Source organism: Streptomyces sp. NPDC002851 (assembly GCF_053591935.1).
In genome coordinates, this window is sequence record NZ_JBSFUT010000013.1 from 122,480 (window position 1) to 137,531 (window position 15,052).

The following is a 15,052-nucleotide window of genomic DNA, read 5'->3' on the forward strand; positions in this document are numbered from 1 at the left end:
AGTCTGCACCCCACCACTGACAACGGCCCCGAAACCCGCCCTGACCTGGCATTTCCACCCCTGGTCCCGGCCAGAAGCGGGCGCCTGGCCGTGCGGCTGCGTCAGGGACTCGTACGCGACCCCGTGAGCGACGCCAGACGCGCGATCCCCGCCGGGCCCACCCGGCAACACCCGCCCACCAGCCGGGCGCCGGACGCCACCCAGTCCCGCACCCGGGCCCCGTCGAAGGTCGCGGGACCCCGGAAGGCGCGCGCTCGCGCGTCCCACCGCTCGCCGCTGTTGGGGTAGACCACGACCGGCTTCCCGGTGATCCGGGCGGCGAGTTCGACGGCCGCGTCCGCATCCTCCGGCGCACAGCAGTTGACGCCCACCGCGAACACCTCGTCGCTCTCCGCGGCCACCGCGAACGCCTCGGACAGGGGCTGCCCGGCCCGCGTACGGCCGCCCTCGACGGTGTACGACAGCCAGGCGGGCACCCCCAGGCCGCGCACCGCCCGCAGCAGCGCCCGGGCCTCGTCGACGTCCGGCACCGTCTCCAGGGCCAGGGCGTCGGGCCCGGCCGCGGCGAGCGCTTCGAGGCGTGGCCGGTGGAAGCGTTCCAGGGCGGCGACGCTCAGGCCGTAGCGGCCCCGGTACTCCGAGCCGTCCGCGAGCATCGCCCCGTACGGGCCCGCCGACGCGGCCACCCACAGCGGGCGCCGCACCCCGGCGGCATGCGCGCGACGGGCCGCCTCGCGGGCCAACTCCACGCTCAGGCCGAGCAGTTCCGTGGTGCGGGCGGCGTCGAAGCCGCGCGGCGCGAAGCCCTCGTACGTGGCCTGGTAGCTCGCCGTGATCGCGACGCTCGCGCCCGCCTCGTAGTACGCGAGATGCGCGGCCGTGACGGCCTCGGGCCGGTCGGCGAGCAGCCGCGCCGACCAGAGCGCGTCCGACAGGTCGTGCCCGTCGGCCTCCAACTGGTTCGACATCCCGCCGTCGAGCACCACCGGGCCCTCCGCCACGGCCTGCGGCAGTGTCGGCCCGGCGGTGGGTGGAGTGCCGGGCGTGGGAGTGCCGTGGGAGCTCATACGTCGACGTTAACGCGCCGTACGCTGTGCGCATGGCTTCCGTACTGATCCTCAATGGCCCCAATCTCAATCTGCTCGGCACCCGTGAGCCCGGCATCTACGGCGCCCAGACCCTCCAGGACGTCGAGGCGCTGTGCCAGAAGACCGCCGCCGGGCTCGGCCTGACGGCGGACTGCCGTCAGTCCAACCACGAGGGTCAGCTCCTCGACTGGATCCACGAGGCGGGCCGTGAGCAGGCCGAGGGCCGGTTGATCGGCGCGGTGCTCAACGCGGGTGCCTATACGCACACTTCGGTCGCCTTGCACGACGCCATCAAGGGCGCCGGGCTGCGCACCATCGAGGTGCACATCTCGAACGTGCACGCGCGCGAGCCGTTCCGGCACCACTCGTATCTGTCCCCGGCCGCGGCCGGCATCATCGTCGGCTTCGGTACGGATGGCTACCGCATGGCCATCGAGGGCCTGCACCGTCAGGCGACGGCGGCCCAGGGCTGAGGCCGAGCGCGGGCTGAGGGCGGACGCAGGCTGAGGACGGACGCGGCCGCCTAAGGCCGAAAACCGGCCTCCGTTTCGACCGGTCGTACGGTGTGGTCCTCCGGCGGCGCCGGGCAGACCCGGCTCGTCAGGAGGAGCCAGGTTCCGTCCTTCTCGACCCAGGTGCGGATGCACAACACCCGCTCGCTCAGGCCCAGGTCGAGGAGACGGTCGGACGGGACGCCCTCCGTGGTGAGGAGTCTGCGGGTGATGCCCGTGCGGCCGTTGACCGTCGCGATGGTCTCTTCCGTGACCAGGTGGTCCACACCGCGGCCGCCCGCGCGCATCCGCTCGATCACCTCGCGTCTGTCCAGTCTGCGGCCGTCCGGGCGGACGGACACGAAGTCCGGGTGAAGCAGCAGGTCGACGGTGGTGGCGTCACCGGCACGGACGGCCGTGCCGAGCCGCCGCTCCATGGCGATGAGCGCCTCGGCGGGGAACATGTCGTCCATTGCGCCGATCGTACGTCGGCGCGGGCCCCTCTATGTCGCCGACTCCCTTGCGGCCAGGGCGTTTTCGGCCAGGATCGCGCGGCCGTGGCGCGGTGCTGACGGCATCTGGCCGGAACGGCTCGGGAACCGGTCGGTTCGCACCGTGCCGCACAGGACGTGAAGGGCATGTGAGCGACTTCGATCACCGGCGTGGCGGGAGATCCGCTGACGTAGGGTCGGGCGTCATGATCACGACGTTCAGCGACGCTTTTGTCCGGGTGGCCGAGCCCCATATGGGATGGGTCGTGGAACAGCTGGAGACGTTCCAGGGATTTCTGCCGGACGCGCCGTGGACCGCGGATCTGGAGCAGGGCGTGTACCGGCAGGGCGAGCGCGAGGTCCGCGTCGGGGTGCTCGGCACCTACGACGAGACGGACCGCTCCTGGATGTGGGCTCTGGCCAACCCCGGTTTCGCCGGGACGGCGGCGGTGGCCGCCGCGAATGCCGTACGGGACGTCGGGCTCGGCGTCGGCGTGCCGGAGTTCACCGAGGACGTCATCGACCTGTCGGGCTTCCCGGACCCGCGCATCGCGGCGGAGACCCTGGCCTGCGCGGCGATGGGGGTGCTCGGCGCCACCGGGTACCTCGGCCTGGACGCCGGGCCCGGGGTACGGGTCTATCTGGTGCCCGAGGACCCGCGGGTGCCGCGCGCCCCGCTCGTACCGGCCGCCGTGCCACGGGTGCTGCTCGCCGGGGCCGGTGTCTTCGGGGCCTCGCCCCGCCGCGTCGTCACCGGCTACTTCAGGCACCACGGCCTGACCGCGGAGCGCTCGCCGGACCGGATCTCGGCGCGTACGGCCGACGGCGTCGCCATCGAGGTGCCGTTCGACGCGGCGGGACGGATCGCGTCGGTCGAGGTACGGGGGATCGGGGCCGAGCACAGCGGGTAACGGCCGCTCCTGCGGAAGGCGTTGAGGGACTGAAGGGGTTGACCCTTCAATCAGCCGCCTCTAGGGTCCGACCGCAAGATGTTTCTGCAAGAAGTCAGCAACTTGCCGGAAACATTCAACGGGCCGTTTCCCGCGGCGTCTTGAGCCGCCCGGTCTCCCCGGCCCGTCCCCCCACTTTCCCCCACGGAGGAGGACCGATGCGCGGTCGTACCCGGAGAACCCACCGCATACCCAGGTCCCGCAAGCTGCTCGCACTCACCGCCGCGCTCGCCGCGGGCACGGCGGGCAGCATCTATCTCGGCGCTCACGAGCCCACCGAGGCCGCGCCGAACGCCGCACCGGGCGCCGGGCCCAAGGCCGCCGCGGCGGCCGCGGCGGCCGAGAAGGATGTCACCGCGGTGATGTTCGAGTGGAGCTTCGCGTCCATCGGAAGGGCCTGTACCGATTCGCTCGGCCCCGCCGGATACGGCTCCGTGCAGGTCTCGCCGCCGATGGAGCGGATCAAGGGCGAGCAGTGGTGGACCGGATATCAGCCGGTCAGCTACGACATCGCGTCCTCGCTCGGCGATCTCGACGCGTTCAAGGCGATGGTGAAGAGCTGTCACGACGCGGGCGTGAAGGTCGTCTCCGACGCGGTGATCAACCATATGACGGCCGGATCCGGCACCGGCACCGGCGGCTCGTCGTACACGAAGTACGACTACCCGGGCCTCTACCAGGCCGCCGACATGAACGACTGCACGAGCGAGATCAAGGACTACACGAACCGCGCCGAGGTGCAGAACTGCGAACTCGTGGGCCTGGCCGACCTGGACACCGGCGAGGAGCACGTCCGTGGCGCTATCGCGGGCTACTTGAACGACCTGATGGAGCTCGGTGTCGACGGCTTCCGTATCGACGCCGCCAAGCACATGCCCGCGGACGACCTGAAGGCCATCAAGGCCAAGCTCAGCAACCCGGACGCGTACTGGAAGCAGGAGGTCATCCCGGCCGCCAGTGAGCCGATCAAGCAGGACGAATATCTCGGCACCGGCGACGTGCAGGAGTTCAACCTCGCGTACGCCCTCAAGTCGGCCTTCGAGAGCGGAAATCCGGCTTCACTGAAGAACGTCACGGACGGCAAGCTGCCCAGCGAGTCGGCGGCGACGTTCGTCACCAACCACGACACCGAGCGGCAGGGCAACACGCTCACGTACAAGAACGGCGCCGCCTACACCCTCGCCCATGTCTTCCTGCTCGCCCACCCGTACGGGCAGCCCGATGTGCACTCCGGCTATGTCTTCGACGACAAGGACGCGGGCGCCCCGGACGGCGGCAACGCCGACTGCTCCTCCGACGCCTGGGTGTGCCAGCACGCGCAGCGGGAGATCGCGAGCATGGTGGGCTTCCGCAACGCGGCGGGCGACGCCGAGCTCACCGACTGGTGGGACAACGGCGGCAGCGCGATCGCGTTCGGTCGCGGCGACAAGGCGTACGTCGCGATCAACGGCGGCGACGGCGAGCTGACGGAGACCTTCAAGACCTCGCTGCCGGCGGGGGAGTACTGCGATGTGCAGTCCGGCAAGCCGGTGACCGTGGGCGACGGCGGTGAGCTGAAGGCCACGCTGGCCGCGCAGAGCGCTCTCGCGGTGCACGTCAACGCCACGAGCTGCGACGGAAACTGACGGGTTAACGGCTCGCGGCAGGTTCCGGAGATTCCGGAGGTTCCGTCCGGGGTGTGGGTGTGCTCACGCCCCGGACGGACGCCGTCCCGAAGCCGTCGAGCCGCGTACCACCAGCTCCGGCATGAACACGAACTCGTTGTGCGGCGCGGGCGTGCCGCCGATCTCCTCCAGGAGCGTGCGCACCGCCGCCTGGCCCATCGCCTGCACGGGCTGCCGGATCGTGGTCAGCGGCGGATCGGTGAACGCTATCAGCGGGGAGTCGTCGAAGCCGACCACGGAGATGTCCCGGGGCACCTCCAACTCCCGCTCCCGGGCGGCCCGTACGGCCCCGAGCGCCATCATGTCGCTGGCGCAGACGATCGCCGTACAGCCGCGGTCGATGAGGGTGCCTGCGGCGGCCTGCCCGCCCTCCAGGGTGTACAGCGAGTGCTCGACGAACGCCTCGGCCTCGTCCGCCGGTACGTCGAGCCGCTCGCGCAGCCCGAGCCGGAACCCCTCGATCTTGCGCAGCACGGGCACGAAGCGCTTCGGCCCGACCGCGAGGCCGATCCGGGTGTGCCCGAGCGAGGCGAGATGGGTGACCGCGAGGCGCGCGGCGGCCCGGTCGTCCGTGGAGACGAAGGGCGCGCGGACCTTCGGCGAGAAGCCGTTGACGAGGACGAACGGGACGCCCTTGCCGCGAAGCACCTCGTAGCGGTCCATGTCGGCCGTGGTGTCGGCGTGCAGGCCCGAGACGAAGATGATCCCGGAGACGCCCCGGTCCACCAGCATCTCGGTGAGCTCGTCCTCGGTGGAGCCGCCGGGGGTCTGGGTGGCGAGCACCGGCGTGTAGCCCTGGCGGGTCAGCGCCTGCGCGATGACCTGGGCGAGCGCCGGGAAGATCGGGTTGTCCAACTCGGGCGTGATCAGGCCGATCAGGCCCGCGCTGCGCTGCCGTAGCCGGACCGGGCGTTCGTAGCCGAGTACGTCGAGGGCGGCGAGGACGGCTTCGCGGGTGGCCACGGCCACGCCCGGCTTGCCGTTGAGCACACGGCTCACAGTGGCTTCGCTGACCCCCGCCTGCGCTGCGATGTCGACGAGCCGTGCGGTCATGCCAGTGGACTGTACCGGCCAACGGGCCGCTTGCCCACCGGCGGCCGAAAGGAGACGGTGCGGACGGCCTTGCAAAGGTCTTGCGACGTCTTGCTGTGCGGTGCCGGTCGCGTGCTCGCCGTGCCCTTGCGGGCCTTGCGGGCCTTGCGGTCGCGAGACCGGCAAGGGCGGGGACACATGAAGGTAACGATCCCCGCATCTTGCAGAAAGATGTCGCAAGGTCTTTCGGTGGCTTTTCAGTCCTGTTACGTTCCTGCCAACCCGGCGCCGTGTCGAGAGCGGCTCGCAGGGCACCTCCTGCCCCCCTGGTGTGACCTGCCTTGTTTCCGGGACCAGTTGAAGGAGTGCACATGCGGCGTGGCATACCGGCCACCGCTCTGGTCGCTGTCCTGTCCATGACAGTGGCGGCCTGCGGTGGCGACGGCGGTGACGGCAAGCAGGGCTCGGGGAAGATATCCGGCACCGTCACCTTCTGGGACACCGCGAACGACGCGGAGAAGGCGACGTACAAGAAGCTCGCCGAGGGATTCGAGAAGCTCCACCCCGACGTCGACGTCAAGTACGTGAACGTGCCGTTCGGCGAGGCCAACGCCAAGTTCAAGAACGCCGCGGGGGCCGGATCCGGCGCCCCCGACGTGATGCGTACCGAGGTCGCCTGGGTCGCCGACTTCGCCAACCTCGGCTACCTCGCGCCGCTCGACGGCACCCCGGCCCTCGACGACGAGGACGACTACCTCAAGCAGGCCAAGGCCAGCACCGAGTTCAAGGGCAAGACCTACGCCGCCCCGCAGACCATCGACACCCTCGCGCTCTTCTACAACAAGAAGATGCTCAAGGACGCCGGGGTGAAGGTGCCCACCTCCGTCGAGGAGATGAAGGCCGCCGCGAAGAAGATCAAGGCCGAGAGCGGGAAGACCGGTCTCTACCTGCGCGGCGACGACCCCTACTACTACCTGCCCTACCTCTACGGCGAGGGCGGCGACCTGCTCGACACGAGCCGCAAGAAGATCACCGTCGATGACGCGCCGGGCGCCGCCGCGTTCGCCGTGATGAAGGACCTCGTCGACTCCGGGGCGGCCACCACCGACGCCAGCGACGGCTACAACAACCAGCTCAACGCCTTCAAGAACGGCAATGTCGCGATGGCACTCGACGGACCCTGGTCCATCGAGGGCGCCCTCGCGGGCAAGGCGTTCAAGGGCGACAAGGGCAACCTCGGCGTCGCCACCGTGCCCGCCGGAAGCAAGGCCCAGGGCGCCCCGCAGGGCGGCTGGAACCTCGCCGCGTACGCCGGTTCCGGCAACCTGGACGCCAGCTACGAGTTCATCAAGTACATGAGCTCCGCCAAGGTGCAGCAGCAGACCACCGAGAAGCTGAGCCTCCTGCCGACCCGGACCTCCGTCTACGCCAAGCCGTCCGTGAACAGCAACCAGATGGTGCAGTTCTTCAAGCCCGCCGTGGACAAGTCCGTGGAGCGGCCCTGGATCCCCGAGGCCAACTCCCTGTTCGAGCCGATCCGGCTCCAGATGGAGAAGGTGCTCAGCGGCAAGAGCACCCCCAAGAGCGCCGCGAAGGGCGTCGGCGACGCCTACCGCAAGCTGCTCAAGGACTACCAGTAGGAAAGGCTGTACGGGCACATGGCTGTCGAGACCAGCCGGACCGTGGCGAAGGCCGCGGGCGCACCGAGCGCCCGCGGCCGCGCCCCGCGGACCGGCGACAAACCCGGGCGGCTGCGCAGGGCGCTGACCACCCACTGGTACGCGTGGAGCATGGTCGCCCCGGTGGTCCTGGTGATCGGCGTGATCATCGGCTACCCCCTGGTGCGCGGCATCTACCTGTCGACCACCGACGCCAACGAGGCGAACGTCGAGCGCACCATCGGCGTCAACCACATCCCCGCGACCTACGAATCCGTCGGGTTCGACAACTACACCGCGATCCTCTCGGACGGCGTCTTCTGGGACCGGCTCGGCTGGACCGTGGTGTGGACCGTGTCCTGCGTCGCCCTGTCCTTCGCGCTCGGCCTCGGGCTCGCCACCATGCTCAACCGGAAGCTGACCGGGCGGTCCGTCTACCGGATGGCGCTCATCCTGCCCTGGGCCGTACCGGCGTTCGTCTCCGTCTTCACCTGGCGGCTGCTCTTCAACGAGAAGAGCGGCATCCTCAACAAGATCCTCACCGGCGGCGGCATCGACGCGATCCCCTGGCTCAACGACCCCACCTGGGCCAAGCTCTCCGTGATCACCGTCAATGTGTGGCTGGGCGTGCCGTTCATGCTCGTCGCCATGCTCGGCGGACTGCAGTCCATCCCGGGCGAGTTGTACGAGGCCGCCGAGATGGACGGCGCGAGCCCCTGGCAGCGGTTCCGCAACGTCACCCTGCCCGGACTCCGCTCGGTCAGCTCCACCGTCATCCTGATCAGCGGGATCTGGACCTTCAACATGTTCCCGGTGATCTTCCTGCTCACCCGGGGCGGGCCCGGCGACGCCACCGAGATCCTGGTGACGTACGCCTACCGGCTCTCCTTCGTGGTCAGCCCGCGCGACTTCGCCGGATCCGCCGCCTGGGGCGTGCTGATCCTGCTGCTCCTTTCGTTCATCGCGGTGATCTACCGCCGCGCGCTCCGCAAGCAGGGAGAGGTGTGGTGAGCACCGTGACCGACGTGACCACCGTGTCCACCAGCCCTACGAAGTCCACCAGCCCTACGAAGTCCACAAGCCGTACGAAGAAGGTACGGGCGCGCGGCGAACGCGGGCCGCTCGCCTCCGTCGCGCTGCACACCACCCTGCTCATCGCCAGCGCGGTCGCCGTCCTGCCGCCGCTGTGGCTGCTCGTCACGTCGTTCAAGCCGAAAAGCGAGGCGTTCTCCACCGACCTCGTCAAGGACTTCACGCTCGGCAATTACGACCACGTCCTGACCGGCACCAACTTCCCCAGCTGGCTGGCGAATTCGCTGCTCGTCGTCGGCCTCACCACCGTCATCGGCGTCTTCCTCTCGGCCACCACCGGATACGCCGTGAGCCGGTTCCGGTTCCCCGGGATGCGGCCGGTGATGTGGCTGCTCCTGGTCACCCAGATGTTCCCGGTGGCGATCCTGATCGTGCCGCTGTACAACCTGCTCGCCGGGCTCGGGCTGCTCAACCAGCCGGTCGGCCTGGTCGTCACCTATCTGACGATCGCCGTGCCGTTCAGCGCCTGGATGATGAAGGGGTACTTCGACACCGTTCCCGTCGAGATCGACGAGGCCGGACGGGTCGACGGGCTCAGCCCGTTCGGCACCTTCTGGCGCCTGATCCTGCCGCTCGCCAAGCCCGGCCTCGCCGTCACCGGCTTCTACAGCTTCATCACCGGCTGGGCCGAGGTCGCCTACGCCTCCGCGTTCATGACCGGCGACGAGAACCTCACGCTCGCCGGTGGCCTGCAGACCTTCGTCAACCAGTACACCAGCGACTGGGGTTCGCTGACCGCGTCCGCCGTGATCGTCGCCGTACCCGCCGCAGTGATCTTCGGCTTCGCGCAGCGCCACCTGGTGTCCGGGCTCACCGCCGGTGCCACGAAGTCGTAGCCCATTCCGCCGAGTTGGGGCCACACCCCGCCTCCCGGACCTATCAAGGAAGACATGACCCAGCATCTCGCCGCCCCCGCGGCCCCCACCACCGGCACCCGCACGGACTGGTGGCGGGACGCGGTGATCTACCAGGTGTATCCGCGCAGCTTCGCCGACGGCAACGGTGACGGCACCGGCGACCTGGAGGGCATCCGCAGCCGCCTGCCGTATCTGCGCGACCTCGGCGTGGACGCCGTCTGGCTCAGCCCGTTCTACGCCTCGCCGCAGGCCGACGGGGGTTACGACGTCGCCGACTACCGGGCCGTCGACCCGATGTTCGGCACCCTGCTCGACGCCGATGCCGTGATCCGTGAGGCCCACGACCTGGGCCTGCGGATCATCGTCGACCTCGTCCCGAACCATTCCTCCGACCAGCACGACTGGTTCCGCCGCGCCCTCGCCGAGGGCCCGGGATCGCCGCTGCGGGACCGCTACCACTTCCGGCCCGGCAAGGGCGCCCACGGCGAACTCCCGCCCAACGACTGGGAGTCCATCTTCGGCGGCCCCGCCTGGACCCGTACCGCCGACGGCGACTGGTACCTGCACCTGTTCGCGCCCGAGCAGCCCGACTTCAACTGGGAACACCCCGCCGTACGCGACGAGTTCCGCTCCATCCTGCGGTTCTGGCTCGACATGGGCGTGGACGGCTTCCGCGTCGACGTCGCCCACGGGCTCATCAAGGCCGAGGGCCTGCCCGACATCGGCCACCGCGACCAGCTCAAGCTGCTCGGCAACGACGCCATGCCGTTCTTCGACCAGGACGGCGTGCACGAGGTCTACCGCAGCTGGCGGCAGGTCCTCGCGGAGTACGCGGGTGACCGGATTCTCGTCGCCGAGGCGTGGGCGCCCAGCGTGGAGCGCACCGCACGCTACGTACGCCCCGACGAGATGCACCAGGCGTTCAACTTCCAGTACCTGGGCACCCATTGGGACGCGGCCGAGCTCCGCGAGGTGATCGACGGCTCGCTCGCCGCGATGCGGCCCGTCGGCGCCCCCGCCACCTGGGTGCTCTCCAACCACGACGTCACCCGGCACACCACCCGCTTCGCCAACCCGCCGGGCCTCGGCACCCAGCTGCGCACCCCCGGCGACCGCGCCCTCGGTCTGCGCCGCGCCCGCGCCGCCACCCTGCTCATGCTGGCCCTGCCCGGCTCGGCCTACCTCTACCAGGGCGAGGAGCTGGGCCTGCCCGACGTCACCGACCTGCCCGACGACGTACGCCAGGACCCCTCGTTCCACCGGGCCGCCGGCCAGGATGGCTTCCGCGATGGCTGCCGGGTGCCGATCCCGTGGACCACCGACGGACCGTCGTACGGCTTCGGAAGCGGCGGCAGTTGGCTGCCGCAGCCCGACCACTGGGGCGAGCTGAGCGTCGCCGCACAGACCGGCGACCCCGGCTCCACCCTGGAGCTGTACCGCAGCGCGCTCGCGATCCGCCGGGCACAGCCCGGGCTCGGCGCGGGCAACACCAACGACCCGCTGGACTGGCTGGACGACGCCCCCGAAGGCGTCCTCGCCTTCCGCCGCGAGGGGTTCGTCTGCACGGCCAACACCACCGGCGCCCCCGTGACCGTGGCGGCACCGGGCCGCGTGCTGCTCGCCAGCCGTGCCGACGCCGAAGTCACGATCGAGGGCGGGCGGGCCGAGCTGCCGGCCGACAGCACCGTCTGGTGGGCGGTGTGATGGTGCTCGAGCCGCGGGACGCCGAGCGCGGCGCCCCGCGGCTCGCCGACATCGCCGCGCAGGCCGGGGTCAGCGAGGCCACCGCCAGCCGCGTCCTCAACAGCCGCGCGGGCGTCGCCGCCGCCACCCGGCAGAAGGTGCTCGCCGCCTTGGACGTGCTCGGCCACGAGCGGCCCAAGCGCCTCAAGCGGCGCAGCGCGGGCCTCGTCGGCCTGGTCGTGCCGGAGCTCAGCAACCCGATCTTTCCCGCGTTCGCGCAGGTCATCGAGCAGGCACTCACCGTGCACGGCTACACCCCGATGCTCTGCGCCCAGGTGCCCGGCGGCGCCACCGAGGACGAGCTGGTCGAGCAGCTGGAGGAGCGCCGGGTCCAGGGCATCGTCTTCGTCTCCGGGCTGCACGCCGACACCACCGCCGACCCTGCCCGCTACCGCGAACTCGCCGCCCGCGGCACCCCGTTCGTCCTCATCAACGGCTACAACGAACAGCTGCCCGGCCCCTTCGTCTCCTCCGACGACCGGGCCGCCGCCCGCATCGCCGTACGCCACCTCACCGACCTCGGCCACGAACGGATCGGTCTGGCCATCGGGCAGACCCGCTACGTGCCCTCGCGCCGCAAGGCCGACGGGTTCACGGCCGCCCTGCACGACCGGCTCGGCCGCACGCGTGAGGAGGCGCAGACGTTCATCACGCGCACGCTGTTCTCCGTCGAGGGCGGGCATGCGGCGGCCGGGCGGCTCATCGACCTCGGCTGTACGGCGATCGTGTGCGCCAGCGACATGATGGCGCTCGGCGCGGTGCGCGCGGCTCGTGAGCGGGGGCTGCGGGTGCCTGGTGATGTGTCGGTGGTCGGGTTCGATGACTCGCCGTTGATTGCCTTTACAGATCCGCCGCTCACCACGGTCCGTCAGCCCGTGCACGCGATGGCGACGGCTGCGGTGGGCGCGCTGCTGGAGGAAATCGCTGGGAGCCCTGTGCAGCGTACGGAGTTCGTGTTCCAGCCGGAGCTCGTTGTTCGGGGGTCGACGGCTCAGGTGCGGGCTTAGGGCGTGTGCGGTGGGTTTTCTCCCCTATCCCGCCCCTTCCCGTAACTGGGGGCTTCGCCCCCAGACCCCCTTTTTCGCGCTGAACGCGCTCGTCCTCAAACGCCGGACGGGCTGAATCACCCCAGACCGGCCGCCCGGCACCAACGCCACCCCGCCTCGCCGGGCGGCCACTCCCATCGTCGCCAACCGAAGGGACTCGCTGTGACCGGCACCCGCCGCCGTACCGCCCTGACCGTCGCCCTCGCCCTGCTCGCCGCCACCGCGCCACCGGCCGTGCTGGCCGTCGCCGAGCCCTCGGTGGCCGTCGGGGCCGCCTCGGCCGCCGCCGAACAGGTCGACCTGAGTAAGTCCCGGGCCCAGTGGATCGACCGCACCACGGTCGCCTGGGACCTCGACACCAACCCCCAGGACCGCTTCCACCTCCGTACGGACGACGGGCGGATCCGGCTGACACCGGTCGAGGGTGGTCTCACCGACGCGCAGCGGGCGAAGTTCCCGCACCTGAAGTCGTATGCCGCCTTCCGCGTCGACCCCCGTGACCGTGATCGGATACGTACCGCGCTCACCGGACAGCTCGTCGCCGTCGCCGTCGCCGACGATCAGGACGGGGCGCCGCGTGCCGCGACGGGGGTGCAGATCCAGGGCGTGCTCGACGATCTGTACGCCCCGGCGGCGACCCGGGCGCGGCTCGGTCCCACGTTTCACAACGGCCGTCCGTCGCTTGCGCTGTGGGCGCCCACCGCGCAGCACGTCGCCCTGGAGATCGACGGGCACACCGTGCCGATGCGGCGCTCGGACGCGTCCGGCGTGTGGACGGTCGCGGGTCCGAAGAGCTGGACCGGAAAGCCGTACCGCTATGTGGTGAAGGTCTTCTCGCCCGGCGCGGGGGAGCCGGGAGAGGCCGGGAAGGTGGTCACGAACACGGTCACCGACCCGTATTCCACGGCCCTGACCACCGACTCCGAGCGCAGCCTCCTCGTCGACCTGTCCGACCCGGCGCTCGCCCCCGACGGCTGGTCGGCGCTGCGCAAGCCGCCCGCCGTGCCCGCACGGGACGCGCAGATCCAGGAACTCCACATCCGGGACTTCTCCGTCGAGGACCCCACCTCCGCGCACCCGGGGCAGTACCTGGCCTTCACCGACACCGGCTCCGACGGCATGCGGCACCTGCGCCGCCTGGCCGAGGCCGGGACGTCGTACGTCCATCTGCTTCCGGCCTTCGACCTCGGGACCGTCCCCGAGCGCAAGGGCGAACAGGCCACCCCGGAGTGTGACTTGACGGCGTACGCGCCCGACTCCGACGAACAGCAGAAGTGCGTGGCGAAGACCGCCGCGCAGGACGCCTACAACTGGGGCTACGACCCGCTGCACTACACCGTGCCCGAGGGCTCCTACGCCAGCGACCCCGACGGCACCCGACGCACGGTCGAGTTCCGGCAGATGGTGCAGGGCCTGAACCGGGCCGGGCTGCGGACCGTCATGGACGTCGTCTACAACCACACCGTGGCGTCCGGGCAGGCCGACAAGTCGGTCCTCGACAAGATCGTGCCCGGCTACTACCAGCGCCTCGAGCCGGACGGCTCGGTCGCGACCTCCACCTGCTGCGCCAACACCGCGCCCGAGAACGCCATGATGGGCAAGCTCGTCGTCGACTCCGTCGTGACCTGGGCGAAGCAGTACAAGGTCGACGGCTTCCGCTTCGACCTGATGGGCCACCACCCCAAGGCCAACATCCTGGCGGTACGGAAAGCCTTGGACGCTCTGACTCTGGAGAAGGACGGCGTCGACGGCAAGAAGATCCTGCTCTACGGAGAGGGCTGGAACTTCGGCGAGGTCGCGAACGACGCCCGCTTCGAGCAGGCCACCCAGCGCAACATGGCGGGCACCGGGATCGCCACGTTCTCCGACCGGGCGCGGGACGCGGTACGCGGCGGCGGGCCGTTCGACGAGGACCCGGGCGTGCAGGGCTTCGCCAGCGGCCTGTACACGGACCCCAACTCCTCGCCCGCGAACGGCACTCCGGCCGAGCAGAAGGCCCGCCTCCTTCACTACCAGGACCTCATCAAGGTCGGCCTGTCCGGCAGCCTCGCCGACTACCGCTTCCGGGCCAGCGACGGTCGTACGGTCAAGGGCTCCGAGGTCGACTACAACGGCGCCCCGGCGGGCTACGCGGCCGCGCCCGGCGACGCGCTCAACTACGCCGACGCGCACGACAACGAGACCCTCTTCGACGCCCTCGCCTTCAAGCTCCCGCCCGACACGTCGGCGTCCGACCGCTCCCGCATGCAGGTCCTCGCCATGGCCACGGCGGCGCTCTCCCAGGGCCCGGCCCTGTCCCAGGCGGGTACGGACCTGCTGCGCTCCAAGTCCCTGGACCGGAACTCGTACGACAGCGGCGACTGGTTCAACGCGATCCAGTGGAACTGCCGGGCCGGAGAAGCCGAGGGCATGGGCAAGGGCAACGGCTTCGGACGCGGGCTTCCTCCGGCCGCCGACAACAAGGACAAGTGGCCCTACGCCAAGCCCCTGTTGGCGGCCTCGGCGGCGCTGACCCCGGACTGTGCGGACATCCAGGGCACCTCGGCGGCCTACCGCGACCTCCTGAAGATCCGCTCGACCGAACCGGCCTTCTCCCTGGCGACGGCGGGGGAGGTGCAGTCGACCCTGTCCTTCCCGCTGTCCGGCACGGCGGGGGAGACCCCCGGCGTCATCACGATGCGCCTGGGCGACCTGGTGGTCGTCTTCAACGCGACGCCGGAGCGGCAGAAGCAGCGGGTGGACGCGGTGGCGGGCACGGGGTACGGATTGCATCCGGTGCAGGCGGGCGGCGCGGACGAGGTGGTCAAGACGTCGTCGTACGAGGCAAGTTCGGGCACCTTCTCGGTCCCGGCCCGGTCGGTCGCGGTTTTTGCTCCCCAGCCCCACCCCTTCCCGGCTGTGCCTGACATGCGGCTAACGCCGCGTGGCTGACGGCGCTTC

General features: G+C 70.6%; 11 protein-coding genes and 1 pseudogene. 9 read left to right on the plus strand and 3 right to left on the minus strand.

All coding sequences use genetic code 11. From position 1 onward, the window contains the following. Nucleotides 1-101: 101 nt before the first annotated feature. Nucleotides 102-1,067 (minus strand): homocysteine S-methyltransferase, encoded by a 966-nt coding sequence (mmuM, locus tag ACWD10_RS16270; RefSeq protein WP_451091295.1) that lies wholly within the window; start codon nucleotides 1,065-1,067, stop codon nucleotides 102-104. Between the two features lie 32 nt (nucleotides 1,068-1,099). On the opposite strand from mmuM, the gene aroQ reads away from it, so the two are divergent. Next, on the plus strand, nucleotides 1,100-1,561 hold the full coding sequence (gene aroQ / locus ACWD10_RS16275) for a type II 3-dehydroquinate dehydratase (RefSeq protein WP_451091297.1): 462 nt from the start codon (nucleotides 1,100-1,102) through the stop codon (nucleotides 1,559-1,561). Between the two features lie 50 nt (nucleotides 1,562-1,611). On the opposite strand, the gene ACWD10_RS16280 is transcribed toward aroQ, so the two are convergent. Continuing rightward, nucleotides 1,612-2,052 (minus strand): nuclear transport factor 2 family protein, encoded by a 441-nt coding sequence (locus ACWD10_RS16280; protein ID WP_451091299.1) that lies wholly within the window; start codon nucleotides 2,050-2,052, stop codon nucleotides 1,612-1,614. 224 nt (nucleotides 2,053-2,276) lie between these two features. Here ACWD10_RS16280 and ACWD10_RS16285 point away from each other — a divergent pair, with 224 nt between their 5' ends. After that, nucleotides 2,277-2,981 carry a DUF6882 domain-containing protein gene (locus ACWD10_RS16285; protein WP_451091301.1) on the plus strand — a complete coding sequence of 235 codons (705 nt, stop codon included), beginning with the start codon at nucleotides 2,277-2,279 and terminating at the stop codon, nucleotides 2,979-2,981. A 197-nt stretch (nucleotides 2,982-3,178) separates the two neighbouring features. Continuing rightward, nucleotides 3,179-4,639, plus strand: a pseudogene (locus ACWD10_RS16290) (alpha-amylase); the annotation flags it as partial. Nucleotides 4,640-4,708: 69 nt separating this feature from the next. Here the strand turns inward: ACWD10_RS16290 and ACWD10_RS16295 are convergent. Then, nucleotides 4,709-5,737, minus strand: coding sequence for a LacI family DNA-binding transcriptional regulator (locus ACWD10_RS16295; protein ID WP_451091303.1), 1,029 nt, complete (start codon nucleotides 5,735-5,737; stop codon nucleotides 4,709-4,711). Nucleotides 5,738-6,087: 350 nt separating this feature from the next. Between ACWD10_RS16295 and ACWD10_RS16300 the strand changes: the two genes are divergently transcribed. The 6 genes from ACWD10_RS16300 (at nucleotide 6,088) to pulA (ending at nucleotide 15,043) form a co-directional block, all read left to right on the plus strand. Beyond that, entirely contained in the window at nucleotides 6,088-7,356 is a 1,269-nt protein-coding gene (locus tag ACWD10_RS16300) for an extracellular solute-binding protein (RefSeq protein WP_451091305.1), read from the plus strand. Between the two features lie 18 nt (nucleotides 7,357-7,374). Continuing rightward, nucleotides 7,375-8,385 carry a carbohydrate ABC transporter permease gene (locus ACWD10_RS16305; RefSeq protein WP_451091307.1) on the plus strand — a complete coding sequence of 337 codons (1,011 nt, stop codon included), beginning with the start codon at nucleotides 7,375-7,377 and terminating at the stop codon, nucleotides 8,383-8,385. Between the two features lie 125 nt (nucleotides 8,386-8,510). Continuing rightward, nucleotides 8,511-9,302, plus strand: a complete 792-nt coding sequence (locus ACWD10_RS16310) for a sugar ABC transporter permease (protein WP_451091424.1) — start codon at nucleotides 8,511-8,513, stop codon at nucleotides 9,300-9,302. A 54-nt stretch (nucleotides 9,303-9,356) separates the two neighbouring features. Beyond that, complete coding sequence (locus ACWD10_RS16315) at nucleotides 9,357-11,027, plus strand: glycoside hydrolase family 13 protein (protein WP_451091309.1); 1,671 nt, start codon at nucleotides 9,357-9,359, stop codon at nucleotides 11,025-11,027. Beyond that, a complete protein-coding gene (locus tag ACWD10_RS16320; protein ID WP_451091311.1) occupies nucleotides 11,027-12,073 on the plus strand; it encodes a LacI family DNA-binding transcriptional regulator in 1,047 nt (348 codons plus the stop codon). The genes ACWD10_RS16315 and ACWD10_RS16320 overlap by 1 nt, the downstream gene beginning before the upstream one ends. Nucleotides 12,074-12,274: 201 nt before the next feature. Beyond that, complete coding sequence (gene pulA / locus ACWD10_RS16325) at nucleotides 12,275-15,043, plus strand: pullulanase-type alpha-1,6-glucosidase (protein WP_451091313.1); 2,769 nt, start codon at nucleotides 12,275-12,277, stop codon at nucleotides 15,041-15,043. Nucleotides 15,044-15,052 lie beyond the last annotated feature (9 nt).

Coding starts and splice junctions, on each gene's coding strand:
- mmuM (WP_451091295.1), bottom strand. CDS start 1,067: ATGAGCTCCCACGGCACTCCCACGCCCGGCACTCCACCCACCGCCGGG.
- aroQ (WP_451091297.1), top strand. CDS start 1,100: ATGGCTTCCGTACTGATCCTCAATGGCCCCAATCTCAATCTGCTCGGC.
- ACWD10_RS16280 (WP_451091299.1), bottom strand. CDS start 2,052: ATGGACGACATGTTCCCCGCCGAGGCGCTCATCGCCATGGAGCGGCGG.
- ACWD10_RS16285 (WP_451091301.1), top strand. CDS start 2,277: ATGATCACGACGTTCAGCGACGCTTTTGTCCGGGTGGCCGAGCCCCAT.
- ACWD10_RS16295 (WP_451091303.1), bottom strand. CDS start 5,737: ATGACCGCACGGCTCGTCGACATCGCAGCGCAGGCGGGGGTCAGCGAA.
- ACWD10_RS16300 (WP_451091305.1), top strand. CDS start 6,088: ATGCGGCGTGGCATACCGGCCACCGCTCTGGTCGCTGTCCTGTCCATG.
- ACWD10_RS16305 (WP_451091307.1), top strand. CDS start 7,375: ATGGCTGTCGAGACCAGCCGGACCGTGGCGAAGGCCGCGGGCGCACCG.
- ACWD10_RS16315 (WP_451091309.1), top strand. CDS start 9,357: ATGACCCAGCATCTCGCCGCCCCCGCGGCCCCCACCACCGGCACCCGC.
- ACWD10_RS16320 (WP_451091311.1), top strand. CDS start 11,027: ATGGTGCTCGAGCCGCGGGACGCCGAGCGCGGCGCCCCGCGGCTCGCC.